Source organism: Pseudomonas sp. S2_H01, assembly GCF_054668305.1.
The window spans coordinates 3,805,811-3,824,099 of record NZ_CP162756.1 but is presented as its reverse complement, the minus strand read 5'-3'; the positions used below and the strand labels follow the sequence as shown (position 1 = coordinate 3,824,099).

Annotated in this window: 15 protein-coding genes; 11 read left to right on the top strand and 4 right to left on the bottom strand. The window is 59.4% G+C overall.

Going from position 1 to position 18,289, the window contains the following annotated elements; genetic code table 11:
- Nucleotides 1-18: 18 nt before the first annotated feature.
- On the bottom strand, nt 19-2,127 hold the full coding sequence (locus AB4N84_RS17095) for a molybdopterin oxidoreductase family protein (protein ID WP_460042347.1): 2,109 nt from the start codon (nt 2,125-2,127) through the stop codon (nt 19-21).
- Nucleotides 2,128-2,288: 161 nt separating this feature from the next.
- A complete protein-coding gene (locus AB4N84_RS17090; RefSeq protein ID WP_062387999.1) occupies nt 2,289-2,591 on the bottom strand; it encodes a hypothetical protein in 303 nt (100 codons plus the stop codon).
- 449 nt (nt 2,592-3,040) lie between these two features.
- Here AB4N84_RS17090 and argF point away from each other — a divergent pair, with 449 nt between their 5' ends.
- Complete coding sequence (gene argF, locus AB4N84_RS17085) at nt 3,041-3,961, top strand: ornithine carbamoyltransferase (protein ID WP_143024381.1); 921 nt, start codon at nt 3,041-3,043, stop codon at nt 3,959-3,961.
- Nucleotides 3,958-5,037, top strand: coding sequence for an ABC transporter ATP-binding protein (locus AB4N84_RS17080; protein ID WP_460042346.1), 1,080 nt, complete (start codon nt 3,958-3,960; stop codon nt 5,035-5,037). The genes argF and AB4N84_RS17080 overlap by 4 nt, the downstream gene beginning before the upstream one ends.
- Nucleotides 5,038-5,126: 89 nt before the next feature.
- On the opposite strand, the gene AB4N84_RS17075 is transcribed toward AB4N84_RS17080, so the two are convergent.
- Both AB4N84_RS17075 and ybaK read right to left on the bottom strand, forming a co-directional pair.
- Nucleotides 5,127-5,915: a PhzF family phenazine biosynthesis protein gene (locus AB4N84_RS17075; RefSeq protein WP_460042344.1), complete on the bottom strand. Its 789-nt coding sequence runs from the start codon at nt 5,913-5,915 to the stop codon at nt 5,127-5,129.
- A gap of 101 nt (nt 5,916-6,016) precedes the next feature.
- Nucleotides 6,017-6,487: a Cys-tRNA(Pro) deacylase gene (gene ybaK, locus AB4N84_RS17070; protein ID WP_074753153.1), complete on the bottom strand. Its 471-nt coding sequence runs from the start codon at nt 6,485-6,487 to the stop codon at nt 6,017-6,019.
- 284 nt (nt 6,488-6,771) lie between these two features.
- On the opposite strand from ybaK, the gene glpK reads away from it, so the two are divergent.
- From glpK to aauR, 9 genes are all read left to right on the top strand, one after another.
- Nucleotides 6,772-8,277: a glycerol kinase GlpK gene (gene glpK, locus AB4N84_RS17065; RefSeq protein WP_074753184.1), complete on the top strand. Its 1,506-nt coding sequence runs from the start codon at nt 6,772-6,774 to the stop codon at nt 8,275-8,277.
- A gap of 221 nt (nt 8,278-8,498) precedes the next feature.
- Nucleotides 8,499-9,254 carry a DeoR/GlpR family transcriptional regulator gene (locus tag AB4N84_RS17060; RefSeq protein ID WP_037012305.1) on the top strand — a complete coding sequence of 252 codons (756 nt, stop codon included), beginning with the start codon at nt 8,499-8,501 and terminating at the stop codon, nt 9,252-9,254.
- A gap of 323 nt (nt 9,255-9,577) precedes the next feature.
- Complete coding sequence (glpD, locus tag AB4N84_RS17055; RefSeq protein WP_460042343.1) at nt 9,578-11,116, top strand: glycerol-3-phosphate dehydrogenase; 1,539 nt, start codon at nt 9,578-9,580, stop codon at nt 11,114-11,116.
- A gap of 389 nt (nt 11,117-11,505) precedes the next feature.
- Complete coding sequence (locus AB4N84_RS17050; protein ID WP_460042342.1) at nt 11,506-12,453, top strand: glutamate/aspartate ABC transporter substrate-binding protein; 948 nt, start codon at nt 11,506-11,508, stop codon at nt 12,451-12,453.
- 119 nt (nt 12,454-12,572) lie between these two features.
- Nucleotides 12,573-13,319, top strand: coding sequence for an amino acid ABC transporter permease (locus AB4N84_RS17045; protein WP_460042341.1), 747 nt, complete (start codon nt 12,573-12,575; stop codon nt 13,317-13,319).
- Nucleotides 13,316-13,984 carry an amino acid ABC transporter permease gene (locus tag AB4N84_RS17040; protein ID WP_208605167.1) on the top strand — a complete coding sequence of 223 codons (669 nt, stop codon included), beginning with the start codon at nt 13,316-13,318 and terminating at the stop codon, nt 13,982-13,984. The genes AB4N84_RS17045 and AB4N84_RS17040 overlap by 4 nt, the downstream gene beginning before the upstream one ends.
- Entirely contained in the window at nt 13,981-14,715 is a 735-nt protein-coding gene (locus AB4N84_RS17035) for an amino acid ABC transporter ATP-binding protein (protein ID WP_062388030.1), read from the top strand. The genes AB4N84_RS17040 and AB4N84_RS17035 overlap by 4 nt, the downstream gene beginning before the upstream one ends.
- A gap of 224 nt (nt 14,716-14,939) precedes the next feature.
- The gene (gene aauS, locus AB4N84_RS17030; protein ID WP_074753158.1) at nt 14,940-16,832 is read left to right on the top strand and encodes a two-component sensor histidine kinase AauS; all 1,893 of its coding nucleotides are present in this window, start codon (nt 14,940-14,942) and stop codon (nt 16,830-16,832) included.
- A 178-nt stretch (nt 16,833-17,010) separates the two neighbouring features.
- Nucleotides 17,011-18,288: a two-component response regulator AauR gene (gene aauR, locus AB4N84_RS17025; protein WP_244165841.1), complete on the top strand. Its 1,278-nt coding sequence runs from the start codon at nt 17,011-17,013 to the stop codon at nt 18,286-18,288.
- The last annotated feature ends 1 nt before the right edge of the window (nt 18,289 follow it).

The following is an 18,289-nucleotide window of genomic DNA, read 5'->3' as shown; positions in this document are numbered from 1 at the left end:
CGATAAATATGATGAGCGTCATGCCGCCGCGACAGTCACCGGAACCCCGTTCAGCGCAGCGTTGCCAGACACGGCGTCCATCTGCCGTTCGTCGGTCAGGTCGTTGGCGCTTTCTCCCGGTTGATCGCGAGCAATGTCCATTTTTACGCCGGGACGCCCATGCCCCCAACCATGCGGCAGGCTCACAACGCCCGGCATCATGTCCGTGCTGCCCATCACCTCCACCTCAATCATGCCGACCCGCGAACTGACGCGAACTCGCTGCCCATCGCACAAACCTCGGCGGGTCAGATCGTCCGGGTTCATCAGTAACTGGTGCCGTGGCTTGCCTTTGACCAGGCGGTGATAGTTATGCATCCACGAATTGTTGCTCCGCACGTGGCGGCGTCCGATCAGCAACAACTCATCGCTTTGCGGCGTGGGCAGCGTTGCGAAGCGAACGAGGTCGGCGACGATCACCTCCGGCGCGGCCTGTATACGCTGGTTGGCGGTCCGCAGCCGTGCCGCGAGGTTGGGTTTCAGCGCACCGAGGTCCAGGCCATGAGGATGATCGTAAAGCGTTTCCAACGACAGCTTGAACGCCGACGTGTCCCCGTAGAGCCCTGCACGCAGACCACGATCCACGATATGAGCAGGCGGTATCGTCGGCTTCAGTTCCCGCTCGGTTTTCGAGACGAAGGCCTTGGCCAGGCCCACAAAAATCTCCCAGTCGTGCAGCGCGCCGTCGGGTTTGGCCAGAATGGCGCGGTTGAAACGCGTGACGTTGCGCACCGCGAACATGTTGAAGGTCGTGTCGTAGTGATCGTTCTCCAGTGCGGACGTAGAGGGCAGGATCAGATCGGCGTGGCGCGTGGTTTCGTTGATGTAGAGATCGATGCTGACCATGAACTCAAGCCCCTCCAGCGCCTGATCGAGGCGACGACCATTAGGCGTCGACAACACCGGGTTGCCGGCAACCGTGATCAGCGCCCTCACCTGCCCTTCTCCCTCGGTCAGCATTTCTTCTGCCAGGGTCGAGACAGGCAATTCACCGTTGTATTCCGGCAGCCCGGATACGCGACTCTGCCACCGATTGAATCCGCCACCCGAGGTGGAAGCCACCAAGTCCAGCGCGGGCTCCGTACACAAGGCCCCGCCGACGCGGTCGAGATTGCCGGTCACCAGGTTGATCAGTTGCACCAGCCAGTGGCAGACCGTTCCAAATGCCTGGGTGGAAATGCCCATGCGCCCATAACACACCGCGCTGTTGGCACCGGCAAAATCCCTCGCCAGTTGTCGAATCTGCTCAGCCGGGACACCGCAGCGCAGGCTCATGGCGTCGGCATCCATAGGGGCAACGGCGGCGCGCACCTCCTCCAGGCCATCGACAGGCAAGTGGCTCTCACGCGTCAGCCCTTCTGCGAACAGCGTGTGCAACAGACCGAACAACAGCGCCGCATCGCCGCCGGGGCGGATGAACACATGTTGATCGGCGATGGCGGCTGTCTCGCTGCGACGAGGATCGACCACCACCACCTTGCCGCCGCGGGCCTGAATGGCCTTCAGGCGCTTCTCGACGTCAGGCACGGTCATGATGCTGCCGTTGGACGCGAGCGGATTGCCGCCCAGGATCAGCATGAAATCGGTGTGATCGATGTCCGCGATGGGCAGCAGCAAGCCGTGGCCGTACATGAGGTAGCTGGTCAGGTGATGCGGCAATTGGTCCACCGACGTCGCGGAGAAACGATTGCGGGTCTTGAGCAAACCGAGAAAGTAATTGCTGTGGGTCATCAGCCCGTAGTTGTGCACGCTGGGATTGCCTTGATACACAGCGACGGCGTTCTGCCCGTGACGCTGCTGGATGTCATGAAACCGTTCGGCGACCAGCTCAAAGGCCGCATCCCACTCAATAGGCCGCCATTGATCACCGATACGGCGCATGGGCTGACGCAGACGATCAGGGTCGTTCTGAATGTCTTGCAGCGCCACCGCTTTAGGGCAGATATGCCCTCGACTGAAGGTGTCTTGCGCGTCGCCCTTGATCGAACTGATACGCACCGATTCGTCGTCGTCGCGGGTGGTTTCGATGATCAGGCCGCAAATGGCCTCGCACAGGTGACAGGCACGGTGGTGGAGAGTCTTGGTCATCGCCAGTCTCATATTCTTGTATGGCGATCAGCGTGATCGCGGAAACAAAACTATGGAGCCTGGCGCGGCACTTCGCCAGAAACGTCAGTGCCGTGAATCGGACAGCATCAGGCGAGCCGATAGCTCACCTGAGCGAATAAAGAGGGAGCGCGCGAGAAGACTCAGGAAGCCGAACCGCCAATGGGCGTTACGACCTTACGCTGCATCTGAATCTCGTGAACGGTTTCGACCTGTTCCTGTGACACTTGAACGCCGGTGAGCTCACCGATCAAACGCCAATGGTCATCCAGACCAGCGCTGATTGTCGCCATACGATCGATCATCCGACGACCTGCCGAGCGTGTCACTTCGTCCTCACTGCGCATCAGCTCGAACGACATCGATGTCATGGAAGCAGTGAGGTGCGTGAGGGTGCGGGCGGTGAGCCCGAGCAGTTCCGTCAGTTGTTTCTCTTTTGAATCCATTCCCCACCCCTTTTGGAGGACATAAGCGGCCTTTATAACCCACACCAGTGCATTAGGAAACGTCCGGGTTTCCGCGGCGTGAAGCATGTCGCATAAGGTTCTGCAGCCATTTGAAACTGTTACGGAATCGGCAGTAATTGCCACCGCGCAATGCGAAGGTGTAAAAAGACGACCGACCCGACAGACGAAGATGGCTAAGTGCCTCCGCGTGTACGCAACTGTAGCACTTCGTTACATGAAAAGCGTACTGAACGCGCCACTTTCAGGCGACCGAACGTCTGACGAACACTTTCCCTGAGCGCGGCCCTTGGCACAAGGCGACATTTTCTTATACCCTCGCGCCTTCCCTATTCGTCGCCCCGTGCGGCTTTTGCCGCAGGTCTCGCCCGTTTTCCCGATAAAACCCGGCTTTGAGGATCTGCGGTCTGTTGCAGACAAGGTAGTTAATGATGAGCGCAAGGCACTTTCTCTCGATGATGGACTACACGCCGGATGAGCTCGTCGGCATGATTCGTCGCGGCATTGAGCTGAAGGACCTGCGGAATCGAGGCGTGCTCTTCGAGCCGCTGAGAGGACGCGTGCTGGCGATGATCTTCGAGAAATCTTCGACTCGTACCCGTGTTTCGTTCGAAGCCGGCATGATTCAACTGGGCGGTCAGGCTATTTTTCTGTCGCCTCGTGACACCCAGCTGGGCCGAGGCGAGCCGATTGCCGACGGTGCACGCGTGATGTCGCGCATGGTCGACGCGGTCATGATCCGTACCTTCGCGCACAGCAACCTCACCGAGTTCGCCGCCAATTCCCGCGTGCCGGTCATCAACGGTCTGTCGGACGACTTGCACCCCTGCCAACTGCTCGCCGACATGCAAACCTTCCTTGAGCACCGGGGCTCGATCAAAGGCAAGACCGTGGCCTGGATCGGCGACGGCAACAACATGTGTAACAGCTATATAGAGGCCGCGATCCAGTTCGACTTCCAGCTGCGTGTGGCCTGCCCGGAAGGCTACGAACCCAACCCGCAGTTCATGGCACTGGCCGGTGATCGCGTCACCTTGACCCGAGACCCGCGTGAAGCGGTGAAAGGCGCGCACCTGATCAGCACCGACGTCTGGACCTCCATGGGCCAGGAAGAAGAAACCGCCAAACGTATCGCCCTCTTCAAACCTTTCCAGGTCACCCGCGCCTTGCTGGATCTGGCCGCGGACGATGCGTTGTTCATGCACTGCCTGCCCGCCCACCGTGGCGAAGAAATCAGTGAAGACCTGCTCGACGATGTACGTTCGGTCGCATGGGATCAGGCAGAGAACCGCCTGCATGCGCAGAAGGCGCTGCTGGAGTTTCTCGTGGCGCCAGCCTACCAACCTGCTTGAGTGATCCCATGCTGCTGAAACTGAGCAACCTCGCCTGCGGCTATCAGGATCAGCGGGTGGTGCAGAACCTGAATCTGCACCTCAATGCGGGTGACATCGGTTGCCTGCTGGGCTCCTCGGGCTGCGGCAAAACCACGACACTGCGTGCCATTGCCGGCTTCGAGCCGGTGCATGAAGGCGAAATCGTACTGGCCGGAGACGTGATCTCCAAAGCCGGTTTCACCCTTGCCCCGGAGAAACGCCGGATCGGCATGGTGTTTCAGGATTACGCGCTGTTCCCGCACCTGACCGTTGCCGACAACATCGCGTTCGGCATCCGCAATCACCCTCGCCTGACCCAGGTGGTCAGCGACATGCTGGAGCTGGTCAATCTCGGGGCGCTGGGCAAACGTCACCCTCACGAACTTTCCGGAGGCCAGCAACAACGCGTTGCCCTGGCCCGCGCACTGGCGCCTGAGCCGCAGTTGCTGTTGCTCGACGAACCTTTCTCCAACCTCGACGGCGAACTGCGTCGGCGCTTGAGCCATGAAGTTCGCGACATCCTGAAAGCGCGCGGCACCAGTGCGATCCTGGTGACACACGATCAGGAAGAAGCCTTCGCCGTGAGCGATCACGTGGGTGTGTTCAAAGAGGGGCGGCTCGAGCAGTGGGACACGCCCTACAACCTCTATCACGAACCCGCCACGCCTTACGTCGCAAGCTTCGTCGGGCAGGGCTATTTCATTCGTGGTCAATTGATCGACAGCGAGTCCGTGCAAACTGAACTGGGCATGCTGCGTGGCAACCGGGCCTATCGGGGCGTGCGCGGTATGCCGATGGAGGTGCTGTTGCGTCCCGACGATATCGTGCATGCCCCGGACAGCGCGTTGAAAGCCCGGGTGGCGAGCAAGACCTTTCAGGGCGCAGCGACGTCATATCGCCTGCAATTACCCACCGGCACGCTGCTGGAAGCACTGTTTCCGAGCCATGCGGATTTCAGCATCGGGGAAGAAGTCGGCATCCGCGTGTCAGCCGAGCACCTGGTGTTGTTCCCGGCGGCCGGCAGTGTTCCGGTGCATCAGGATGTGAAGGGCTGAGAGCTCCCCATTCATTGATAAGAATGGTATCCCTGTGGGAGTGAGCTTGCTCACTTCCACAGGTCATGTGTATTAGCGAAAAGTGACGGTCATCCCAAGCTTAACGTTCCGCTCGCCACCAGCGCCGCGTATCCGCCGATCTTCACTCGATCCCCCTCCAGGCGGCAAAACAGCTCGCCCCCGCGCGCCGAGCACTGATAGGCCGTCAGGCTGAACTTGTTCAACCGGGCTGACCAGTAAGGAATCAGGCTGCAATGCGTCGAGCCGGTCACCGGGTCTTCCGGGATGCCTATGGCCGGGGCGAAATACCGGGACACGAAATCGTAGCGTTCGCCATCGCCCTTGGCGGTGACGATCACGCCGGGCCAGGGCAGCCGGGCAATCGCAGCGAAGTCGGGTTTGCATTCCCGAACCGCCTGCTCGGACTCCAGCACCACCAGCAACTCCGCCGAGCCGAGCACATCCACGATCTCGGTTCCCAGCGCACGCTCAACGTCCACCGTGACGCCCACTTCGCTGGGAGGCATCGCCGGGAAATCCAGCAGCAGGCGTCCGTTTTCTCGCGTCACACTCAGAGGGCCTGATTTGCCCACAAAGTCGATGGTGTCGGCTGTCTCGCCATAGACCTCGAAAAGGACATGGGCGCTGGCCAGCGTCGCGTGCCCGCAGAGCGGCACTTCGTGGGTCGGCGTAAACCAGCGGATATGCCAACCCTGGGCCTCACGCACCACGAAGGCGGTTTCCGACAGGTTATGTTCGGTCGCAATGTGCTGCATCAGCTCATCCGACAGCCAGGCATCGAGGCGATAGACCATCGCAGGATTGCCCGCGAACAACCGATCGCTGAAAGCGTCGACCTGATGAAATTCAAGCTGCATGGAAGGCGTCCCCAATCGTTGATGTCCGGCAGCGCCCTACTCTGGTCGCTGTAAAGGGTCACTGCGTAAAGGCCTCAGGCATTTCTGACGATGCCTGCGGATCATTCACGACCAATCTGAGCGAATGTTGCCTGGGTGTGTTGTGCAAGTACCGCGGCCGACAGCTCAACCTCAAGCCCGCGTCGACCAGCGCTGACAAATATGGTCGCGAACGGTTGAGCGGTCTCATCAATGAACGTCCGCAGTCTTTTCTTCTGCCCCAACGGGCTGATGCCACCCAGCAAATAACCGGTGGCACGCTGTGCCGCGGCCGGGTCAGCCATTTCTGCCTTCTTGGCGCCCGCAGCATGGGCAAGCGCCTTGAGATCCAGCGATCCCACGACGGGAACGACCGCCACCAGCAGCTCACCCTTCTCCGTGCTGGCCAACAACGTTTTGAACACTTGAGCGGGTTGCAACTTCAGCTTTTCTGCGGCTTCCAGACCGTAGGACGCGGCTTTGGGGTCGTGCTCGTAACTGTGTACACGGTGTTCGGCGCGAACCTTTTTCAGTAAATCCAATGCGGGGGTCATGCAGCACTCCAGACGACCGGGAGGTTGGGTATTCAATGCCATTACTTTAGGCCATCCGCCGTCGAAACGCCTTGGCCGGACAAGGCGGCGAGCCGTAAAAACGGGTGGGCGTGTAAAACTCACCCTGGTTCGCTTTCGACCTTTGACAAGGTTCGTTTACGTCTATATTTTTTCGAATACGAATATTCAGCCATCATCGGCAATGCCACCCGCGCACTGAACGCGATTTCGCACGTAAACTGATGGCAGTTCCCGGATACCCGCTTTATCACCAGGCCACCGACATGACCGATAACGACAACAAGAATTACATCATCGCCCTCGATCAAGGTACGACGAGCTCTCGCGCCATCATCTTCGACCGCGACGCCAACGTGGTGAGCACTGCCCAGAGCGAGTTCGTTCAGCATTACCCGCAGCCTGGCTGGGTCGAACACGACCCGATGGAAATCTTCGCGACCCAGACGGCCTGCATGACCAAAGTCCTGGCCCAGGCCAACCTGCATCACAACCAGATCGCCGCCATCGGCATCACCAACCAGCGTGAAACCACGGTGGTATGGGAAAAAGAGAGCGGCCGACCGATTTACAATGCGGTGGTCTGGCAATGTCGACGCAGCACCGAGATCTGCCAGCAGCTCAAGCGCGATGGGCTTGAGGACTACATCAAGGACACTACGGGTCTGGTGATCGACCCGTACTTTTCCGGCAGCAAACTGAAGTGGATTCTGGATCACGTCGAAGGCAGCCGCGAGCGCGCGCGCCGTGGTGAACTGTTGTTCGGCACGGTCGATAGCTGGCTGATCTGGAAATTCACCGGCGGCAAGGTTCATGTCACCGACTACACCAACGCCTCGCGCACAATGATGTTCAACATCCATACCCTGGAATGGGACCAGCGGATGCTGGACGTGCTCGACGTTCCACGGGAAATGCTGCCCGAGGTCAAATCCTCCTCCGAGGTCTATGGCCACAGTAAAAGCGGCATTGCCATCGCGGGCATCGCCGGCGACCAGCAATCGGCGCTGTTCGGCCAGATGTGTGTGGAGCCGGGTCAGGCGAAAAACACCTACGGCACCGGCTGTTTCCTGCTGATGAACACCGGCAAGAAAGCCGTCAAATCCAACCACGGTTTGCTCACCACCATCGGCTGCGGCCCGCGTGGCGAAGTGGCTTATGCGCTGGAAGGCGCGGTATTCAATGGCGGCTCGACCGTGCAGTGGCTGCGAGACGAGCTGAAGATCGTCAATGACTCCATGGACACCGAATATTTCGCGACCAAAGTGAAAAACAGCAACGGCGTGTACCTGGTCCCGGCCTTTACCGGCCTCGGTGCGCCCTATTGGGACCCGTACGCGCGCGGCGCCTTGTTCGGCCTGACCCGTGGCGTGAAGGTCGATCACATCATTCGTGCTGCGCTGGAATCCATCGCCTATCAAACCCGCGATGTTCTGGACGCGATGCAGCAAGACGCAGGCGAACCCCTGAAAGCCCTGCGCGTGGACGGTGGCGCGGTGGCGAACAACTTCCTGATGCAGTTCCAGGCCGACATTCTCGGCACGCCGGTGGAACGCCCGAAAATGCGCGAGACCACGGCGCTGGGTGCGGCCTACCTGGCGGGCCTGGCCATCGGGTTCTGGAGCGGGCTGGACGAGTTGAAGGACAAAGCGGTCATCGAGCGGAAATTCGAGCCGCAGTGCGACGATGCCGAAAAAGAGAAGCTGTACGCAGGATGGCGCAAGGCCGTGGACCGTACTCGCGACTGGGAGCCGCACGAAGACGCGGAATAACCTGCCACACTGCGACTCTGTTGCTGGACCGGTTTAACTGTGGGAGCGAATTCATTCGCGATGCTGTGGTACATCCGATAGACCTCTATCGAATCTACTGGCCTCTCGCGAATGAATTTGCTCCCACAGGTTTTGATCGCCCCGATCCTTGAGATTCTTTTTCCGGCTGACAGGTAATGGCTGCCTGCGGCATCATGGGCGCCCTTGCCCGAAGGAAAAAAATGAATCTGCCACCCCGTCAACAGCAGATCCTCGAGCTGGTCCGTGAGCGCGGCTACGTCAGCATCGAAGAAATGGCCCAATTGTTTGTCGTGACGCCGCAAACCATCCGGCGCGACATCAACCAGCTGGCGGAAATGAACCTGCTGCGTCGCTATCATGGCGGTGCCGCTTACGACTCCAGCATCGAGAACACCGCGTACGCCATGCGTGCCGACCAGATGCGCGACGAAAAGCAGCGCATCGCCGAAGCGATTGCCGCGCAGATCCCTGATCACGCCTCGTTGTTCATCAACATCGGCACCACCACCGAATCGATTGCGCGCGCCCTGCTCAACCATAACCACCTGAAGATCATCACCAATAACCTCCATGTGGCGTCGATCCTCAGTGGCAAGGACGATTTCGAGGTGTTGCTGGCCGGTGGCAATGTGCGTCGCGACGGCGGCGTGGTGGGTCAGGCGAGCGTGGATTTCATCACACAGTTCAAAGTCGACTTCGCGCTGGTGGGTATCAGCGGGATCGACGAAGACGGCAGCCTGCTGGACTTTGACTACCAGGAAGTGCGCGTTTCTCAGGCGATCATCGCCAATGCGCGCCAAGTGATTCTGGCGGCCGACTCCAGCAAGTTCGGGCGTAACGCCATGGTCCGCCTGGGCCCGATCACCCTGATCGACTGCTTGGTGACCGATCAGGCGCCGGTGCCTGCATTGGCGCAACTGCTCACGCAGAACAAGATTCGGCTGGAAGTGGTTTAAACATACCGTTGCGTTTGCGCTCTCACCCTGTGAGAGCGACTTCCTTCGCAAAAGATTTTCCAGCCGACGAATAGCTCGCGAATGTAACGGCGTCTCGCAATTGAGTTCGCTCCCACACGTCCGGCGCCTGTCTGCCTTCACCCGCCAACCTCCCTCCTCCATGTTCGTTTTTGTTCCTTTCTTGCCCCTCCCATCAGTATTTTCAATCAATACCGAGTGGCCGGGGGCTCGTTATTGCGTTACTATTTTCGGAAATGAACATAAATGTTCGAATTCGCCTTTAGCGAATGCCAGGCGTGATCGAATTCAGACAGGAGGCCCCGATGGCCCATTCCAACTTGCCCACCCCACCTCTCTCCGAGGTCTATGACATCGCTGTGATCGGTGGTGGCATCAACGGTGTCGGGATTGCGGCAGATGCATCGGGACGCGGCCTGTCGGTGTTCCTTTGCGAGAAGGACGACCTGGCCAGCCATACCTCGTCAGCCAGCAGCAAGCTGATCCACGGTGGCCTGCGCTATCTCGAACACTATGAATTCCGCCTCGTCCGCGAAGCCCTGGCTGAACGTGAAGTGCTGCTTGAAAAGGCGCCACACATCGTCAAACCGATGCGTTTCGTGCTGCCCCACCGCCCGCACCTGCGCCCCGCGTGGATGATTCGGGCAGGCCTGTTTCTGTACGACCACCTGGGCAAACGCGAAAAACTGCCTGCGTCGAAAAACCTGCGTTTCGGCGCTGACAGCCCGCTGAACAGCTCGATCACGCGCGGTTTCGAATACTCCGATTGCTGGGTCGACGACGCACGTCTTGTTGTGCTCAACGCCATGGCCGCCCGCGAGAAAGGCGCACACGTCCACACCCAGACACGCTGCCTGAGCGCTCGCCGCAGCGGCGGGTTATGGCACATGAACATGGAGCGTGCCGACGGCAGCCTGTTTTCGATCCGTGCCAAGGCGCTGGTCAACGCGGCTGGCCCGTGGGTCGCCAAGTTCATTCGCGAAGACCTGAAACTGGAGTCGCAATACGGGATCCGCCTGATTCAAGGCAGTCACCTGATCGTGCCCAAGCTGTATGAAGGCGAGAACGCATTCATTCTGCAGAACGAAGATCAGCGAATCGTTTTCGCCATTCCGTATCTGGAACGCTTCACCATCATCGGCACCACCGACCGCGAATACACCGGCGACCCGTCGAAAGTGGCGATCACCGAAGGCGAAACCGATTACCTGCTGAAGATCGTCAACGAACATTTCAAGAAGCAGCTCAGCCGCGACGACATCATCCGCACCTATTCGGGTGTGCGTCCGCTTTGCAACGATGAATCGGACAACCCGTCGGCGATCACGCGTGACTACACGCTGTCGCTGTCAGGCAGTGCCGAGGAAGCACCGATCCTGTCGGTGTTCGGCGGCAAGCTGACGACTTACCGAAAACTGGCTGAATCGGCGATGCAGCAACTGGCACCGTTTTTCACGCAGATGAAGCCGAGCTGGACGGCGAAAGCGAGTCTGCCTGGCGGCGAAAACATGACCACACCGGCTGCACTGGCCGCTGAGCTGCAGCAGCGCTGCAACTGGCTGAGCGCAGACATCGCCAACCGCTGGGCGATCACCTACGGCTCGCGCAGCTGGCGGATCGTTGAGGGCGTTCAAGGCGCAGCGGACATGGGCGAATACCTGGGCGGCGGTCTCTACAGTCGCGAAGTGGATTACCTGTGCAGCGAAGAATGGGCGACCAAGGCCGAAGACATTCTGTGGCGCCGGACCAAGCTGGGTCTGTTCACCACGGCGGAGGAACAGCAGAACGTGCAGGCATACCTCGACAAGGTGTCTCGCAATAAAGGTGCTATTGAAGCTGCATAAGTGATCGCAAACCTTTGCAGGAGCGCGCTTGCCCGCGAAAAATCGGTCTGACGGCACAGATGTGTGATCTCGCCGCCACAATCGCGGGCAAGCGCGCTCCTACAGTTTGATGCGCCAGCCCCACCACCATTCGGATTTCCGAACGCAACTCCTCTCCCCATTCGGCATCCCGGACACGGAAATGCCTGCCAGCGTCAGACCACAAATAAATATCCTTTAAATTCAGACGCTTATACTCTGTCACGTGCTTGGCATGACTCATGCTCTACACTCATTCACGATTGCTCCGATGTAGCGTGCCGCCTGTATGGGCCGCCGTTGTAGCGTTCTGAAACCGATAGGGCCGTCCAACCCGGACCCATAAAAAAAACAAAGTCGAGGATTCACAGATGCGTATCGTTCCCCACATCCTGGGCGCAGCCATCGCTGCCGCTTTGATCAGCACCCCGGTTTTCGCCGCCGAACTGACCGGCACTCTGAAGAAAATCAACGATTCCGGCACCATCACTCTCGCTCACCGCGACTCCTCTATTCCGTTCTCTTACATCGCTGACGCTTCCGGCAAGCCGGTCGGCTACTCGCACGACATTCAGATGGCCATCGTTGATGCGATCAAGAAAGACCTGAACAAGCCTGACCTGAACGTCAAGTACAACCTGGTCACCTCGCAAACCCGTATTCCATTGATTCAAAACGGCACCGCGGACATTGAATGTGGTTCGACGACCAACAATGCCGAGCGTGCGCAACAAGTAGATTTCACCGTCAACATCTTTGAGATCGGCACACGTCTGCTGGTCAAGAAAGACAAAGATGGCAAACCAAGCTACAGCGATTTCGCCGACCTGAAGGGCAAGAACGTCGTCACCACGGCAGGCACCACCTCCGAGCGCCTGATCAAGGCTATGAACGCCGACAAGCAGATGGGCATGAATGTCATCTCCGCCAAAGACCACGGCGAATCGTTCCAGATGCTGGAGAGCGGCCGTGCTGTCGCTTTCATGATGGACGACGCCCTGTTGGCCGGTGAGGAAGCCAAGGCCAAGGAGCCCAAGAACTGGGTCATCACAGGCACCCCACAATCCTTTGAGGCGTACGCCTGCATGGTTCGCAAAGGAGACCCTGAGTTCAAGAAAGCCGTCGACGACGCGATCATCAGCCTCTACAAATCCGGCGAAATCAACAAGATCTACAGCAAGTGGTTCGAGAGCCCGATTCCACCTAAAGGCTTGAACCTGAATTTCCCGATGAGTGACAAAGTCAAAGAGCTGATCGCCAACCCAACCGATAAGCCTGCGCCAGAACTCAAACCTGCGGCGGACGAAAAGAAGGCCTGAGCCCTTCACCGCACATCATAAAAACGTAGAAGCCTGATTCCCGGGAAAGCCCATGGCTTTTCCCGGGAGCCGCTACCAAGCGTATGCGTGCATAACGATCGATCAGAGGGGAGACCCTGATGAATTACAACTGGGACTGGGGCGTGTTCTTCAAGTCCACTGGCATTGGCAGCGAGACCTATCTGGACTGGTACATTTCCGGTTTGGGCTGGACCATCGCAATTGCCGTTGCCGCCTGGATCATCGCGTTACTCCTGGGCTCGGTGCTCGGGGTCATGCGCACGGTGCCTAACCGCATCGTTTCGTCCATTGCCACGGTCTACGTGGAAATCTTCCGTAATGTGCCGCTGCTGGTTCAGCTGTTTATCTGGTACTTCCTGGTGCCTGATCTGCTGCCTGAAGGCATGCAGGAGTGGTACAAGCAAGACCTCAACCCGACCACCTCGGCGTTCCTGAGTGTTGTCGTGTGCCTGGGCCTGTTCACCGCCGCACGGGTGTGCGAACAAGTGCGCACCGGTATTCAGGCGCTGCCGCCCGGCCAGGAATCCGCCGCGCGCGCCATGGGTTTCAAGCTGCCTCAGATCTACTGGAACGTGCTGCTGCCGCAGGCCTACCGGATCATCATTCCGCCGCTTACCTCCGAATTCCTCAACGTGTTCAAAAACTCGTCCGTGGCCTCGCTGATCGGCCTGATGGAGCTGCTCGCGCAGACCAAGCAGACCGCCGAGTTCTCCGCGAACCTGTTCGAAGCCTTCACCCTCGCCACCCTGATCTACTTCACCCTGAACATGAGCCTGATGCTGCTCATGCGCCTGATCGAGAAGAAAGTCGCGGTGCCGGGCCTGATCTCCGTGGGAGGTAAATAATGGACTTCTCTGGAATCATCCCCGCCATTCCCGGCATGTGGAACGGCATGCTCATGACCTTGCAGCTGATGGTCATGGGCGTGGTCGGTGGCATCATCATCGGTACGATTCTGGCGTTGATGCGTTTGTCGTCGAGCAAGCTGATGGCCAACATCGCGGGCGCTTACGTCAACTACTTCCGCTCGATCCCGCTGCTGCTGGTCATCACCTGGTTCTACCTCGCAGTGCCGTTCGTGCTGCGCTGGATTACCGGCCAGGACACCCCGATCGGCGCGTTCACCTCCTGCGTCGTGGCGTTCATGATGTTCGAGGCCGCGTACTTCTGCGAAATCGTCCGTGCCGGTGTGCAATCGATCTCCCGTGGTCAGATGGGCGCGGCGCAAGCGCTGGGCATGACGTACAGCCAGATGATGCGCCTGATCATCCTGCCGCAAGCGTTCCGCAAGATGACCCCGCTGCTGCTGCAGCAGAGCATCATCCTGTTTCAGGACACCTCGCTGGTTTACACGGTCGGTCTGGTGGACTTCCTCAACTCGGCCCGCTCCAGCGGCGACATCATTGGTCGCTCCAATGAGTTCCTGGTTATCGCAGGTCTTGTGTACTTCACGATCAGCTTCGTCGCCTCGCGCCTGGTCAAGCTCATGCAGAAAAGGTTAGCCGTATGATTTCCATCAAAAATATCAACAAGTGGTATGGGGACTTCCAGGTGCTGACCGATTGCAGCACCGAGGTCAAAAAAGGCGAAGTGATCGTGGTGTGCGGCCCATCGGGTTCGGGCAAATCGACCCTGATCAAGTGCGTGAACGCGCTGGAGCCGTTCCAGAAAGGCGACATCGTGGTCGACGGCACCTCCATCGCAGACCCTAAAACCAATCTGCCGAAACTGCGTTCGCGCGTCGGCATGGTGTTCCAGCACTTCGAGCTGTTTCCTCACCTGACCATTACCGAAAACCTGACCATCGCGCAGATAAAGGTACTGGGTCGCAGCAAGGAAGAAGCCACCAAGAAAGGCCTGCAATTGCTGGAGCGCGTTGGCCTGTCGGCGCATGCACACAAGCATCCCGGCCAACTGTCTGGCGGTCAGCAGCAGCGTGTGGCGATTGCCCGCGCGCTGGCGATGGACCCTGTGGTCATGCTGTTCGACGAACCGACTTCCGCGCTTGACCCGGAAATGGTCAACGAAGTGCTCGACGTGATGGTGCAACTGGCCCACGAAGGCATGACCATGATGTGCGTCACCCACGAAATGGGCTTCGCTCGCAAAGTGGCCGACCGTGTGATCTTCATGGACAAAGGCCAGATCGTCGAAGACTGCGCCAAGGAAGAGTTTTTCGGTGACGTCAACGCACGCTCCGAACGTGCCCAGCACTTCCTCAACAAAATCCTGCAACATTAAAGGATCTTTTCGAAAAGTCGGCGAGCGAAGGTCAGGCAAGGCAAAAACAGGCGAGCAAGCGCAGTTGAGACACCTCAATGAGCATTGCGAGCCTGTTTTTAACGCCGCATGGCCGAGCGCAGCCACTTTTAGTTAGAGACAATGCCTCAAAAGGGCAAAAAACCCTCCCGCCCCTCGTGTCGACATCAGTGACACGAGCGGCTGGTCGGTCCAGGACGACTGTGATGAAATGCGATCCCCCTCTTAGCGCGCCGCCATCACTTGCCGTGAAACCCCGCCTGATCCGCCACCTGTTCCTGCCGCCACTGGTCATCCTGCTGATGATCGCGCTGGGCTATGTCACCTATCTGTACAGCGAAAAGAACGGCATCAAGGCACTGGGCGAGAACGGTGAACGTCAGCTTGAGCTGCACGCCCGGACCGTCGAAAGCGAAATCAACAAGTACAACTACCTGCCCAGCGTGCTGGAGCTCGAATCCAATGTCTCTGACCTGCTCAACGACCCGTCGCCGGAATTGAGAACCAAGGTCAACGACTACCTCGAAGGCCTGAACCGTCGCAGCCGTAGCCGCGCTATCTATGTGCTCGACACCACGGGCCGCGTGCTGGCCACCAGTAACTGGCGTGACGCCGACAGTTATCTGGGCGAAGACCTGTCCTTCCGCGCGTATTACCAGGACGCCATTCGCGGTCTGCCCGGTCGGTTCTACGGCATCGGCAGCACCACCGGCGAGCCCGGCTATTACCTGGCGCACGGGCTGGAAGAGAAAGGCAAGATCATCGGCGTGGCAGTGATCAAAGTACGCCTGGAAGCCCTCGAAGAACGCTGGCAACGTGCGCGCCTGGAAGCGTTCGTCAGTGACGAGAACGGCATCATCATCCTGTCCAGCGACCCGGCCAGACGCCTGAAATCGGTTCGTCCGCTGACCGCCGAAGTCAAAGAGCGGCTGGCGCGCAGCCTGCAATATTACTGGTGGCCGCTGAACGAGTTGGTGCCGCTTGAGCGCGAATCAATCGCCGACGGCGTCGAGAAGCTGACCTTCCCCGCCAACAGCAGCGTCGACCATGAACACACCGTGGTGAGTTATCTGGCGCAGACCCGCGACCTGGCCGACACGCCGTGGCACCTGACCTTGCTGACACCGCTGGAAGACCTGCGTCGCGAAGCGGCCAATCAAGGCATGCTGGTGGCCGTTGCCTGTGCGCTGGTGGCGTTCCTGCTGATCGCCTGGAACGAGCGCCGCAAGGTGATTTCCACCCGCCTCGCCGCGCGTGAGGCCCTTGAGCAAGCCAACAACGAACTGGAACGTCGGATTACCGAACGCACCGCCGACTTGCGCGCCAGCAACGAGCGCCTCAAGGGCCAGATTCGTGAGCGGCGTCAGGCCGAGGAAACCCTGCGTCAGGCGCAAGACGAACTGGTTCAGGCTGGCAAGCTCGCCGCCATCGGGCAGATGTCCACCAGCATCGCCCATGAACTCAACCAGCCGCTGGCAGCATTGCGCACGCTGTCCGGCAACACCGTGCGGTTTATCGAGCGCGGCGCGCTGGACATCGCCAGCACAAACCTGCGAACCATCAACGATCTGGTCGACCGCATGGGCCGAATCACCGCCAGCCTGCGGGCCTTTGCCCGACGCGGCGAAGACAAAGGTCAGGCGTCGTTGGGCAAGGCCGTTGCAGCGGCCTTGCAGTTATTGGCCGGACGCCTGGAAGCCAGCGCTCTGGACTTGCATCAGCAGATCGACGATGTCGAACTGGCAATCGATCAAACCCGCCTTGAACAGATTCTGGTCAACCTGATCGGCAACGCGCTGGACGCCATGCAGGCACAACCGCTGCCCGTGCTGTGGCTCGAAGGCGACCTGTTCGAGGGCCGATATCGCGTGCGTGTTCGCGACAACGGCCATGGCATTGACGCCGAAGCGCGCAAGCACCTGTTCGAACCGTTTTTCACCACCAAGCCCGGCGAGCAAGGTCTGGGGCTGGGCCTGACGCTGTCAGCCAGTCTTGCCGCTGCCGCAGGTGGCAGCCTCAACGCTGAAGACCCGGCTGAAGGGGGCACGATGTTCGTGCTGATTTTGCCGTTGGTGAACAGCGGGGCTCCGATCATATGAATCACATCCCGGAAAGTCGCCGACCGGGCCATTTTTTCGCGGATGAATCCGCTCCCACAGAGGATTGCATTCTTTCTGTGGGAGCGAATTCATTCGCGATGAAGGCAACGCTGATGGATTGGATTTGCACATGAACACTGAACTGACCGTCCTCATCGTCGAAGACGATCCCCATGTTCTGCTCGGCTGCCAGCAGGCGCTCGCGCTGGAAGACATCCACAGTCAGGGCGTCGGCAGCGCCGAAGAGGCGCTGGCGCTGGTCGGCGACAATTTTGCCGGCATCGTCATCAGCGATATTCGTCTGCCAGGCATTGACGGCCTTGAGCTGCTCAAACGCCTGAAGGAACGTGACCGCACATTGCCAGTGGTGCTGATCACCGGCCATGGTGACGTGTCGATGGCCGTCGGCGCGATGCGCGATGGCGCGTACGACTTTATGGAAAAACCCTTCTCCCCCGAACGTCTGGTGGATGTTGCCCGACGCGCGCTGGAACAACGCGGGCTGGCGCGGGAAGTCTGGTCGCTGCGTCGGCAACTGGCTGAGCGCGACTCGCTTGAAGGCAAGATCATCGGCCGTTCGGCGGCCATGCAGAACCTGCGCGCGTTAATCGCCAACGTCGCCGACACCTCGGCCAACGTGCTGATCGAAGGCGAAACCGGCACCGGCAAAGAGCTGGTTGCCCGCTGCCTGCATGATTTCAGTCGGCGTCACGCCAGTCAGTTCGTTGCGCTGAACTGCGGCGGCCTGCCGGAAAACCTGTTCGAGAGTGAAATTTTTGGCCATGAAGCCAACGCCTTTACGGGCGCGGGCAAGCGTCGAATCGGCAAGATCGAACACGCTCACAACGGCACGCTGTTCCTTGATGAAGTCGAAAGCATGCCGATCAATCTGCAGATCAAGCTGCTGCGGGTCTTGCAGGAGCGCACGCTGGAGCGACTGGGTTCCAATCAGAGCGTGGCCGTCGATTGCCGGGTGATCGCGGCCACCAAGTCCGACCTCGATGAACTGAGCAAAGCCAGCCAGTTTCGCAGCGACCTGTATTACCGCCTCAACGTGGTGACCCTGGAGCTGCCGCCCTTGCGCGAACGTCGAGAAGACATCCTGCAACTGTTCGAGCACTTCCTGCAGTTGTCCTCACTGCGTTTCGACCGTGAACCGCCACAGCTCGACCCGCAGACGATGTCTGCACTGATGAGCCACGACTGGCCCGGCAACGTCCGCGAACTGCGCAACGTCGCCGAACGTTACGCGTTGGGCCTTCCGGCGTTCAAGAAGTCAGGGCTGACGGCGGCCAGTCAGAGCCTGGGCTTTTCCGAGGCCGTCGAAGCCTTCGAGAAGAACCTGCTCACTGAAGCCTTGCAGCGCAGCGGCGGAAATCTCAGTCAGGCGAGCCATGAGCTTGGGATGGCCAAGACCACACTGTTCGACAAGGTCAAGAAGTACGGGTTGGGTTGAC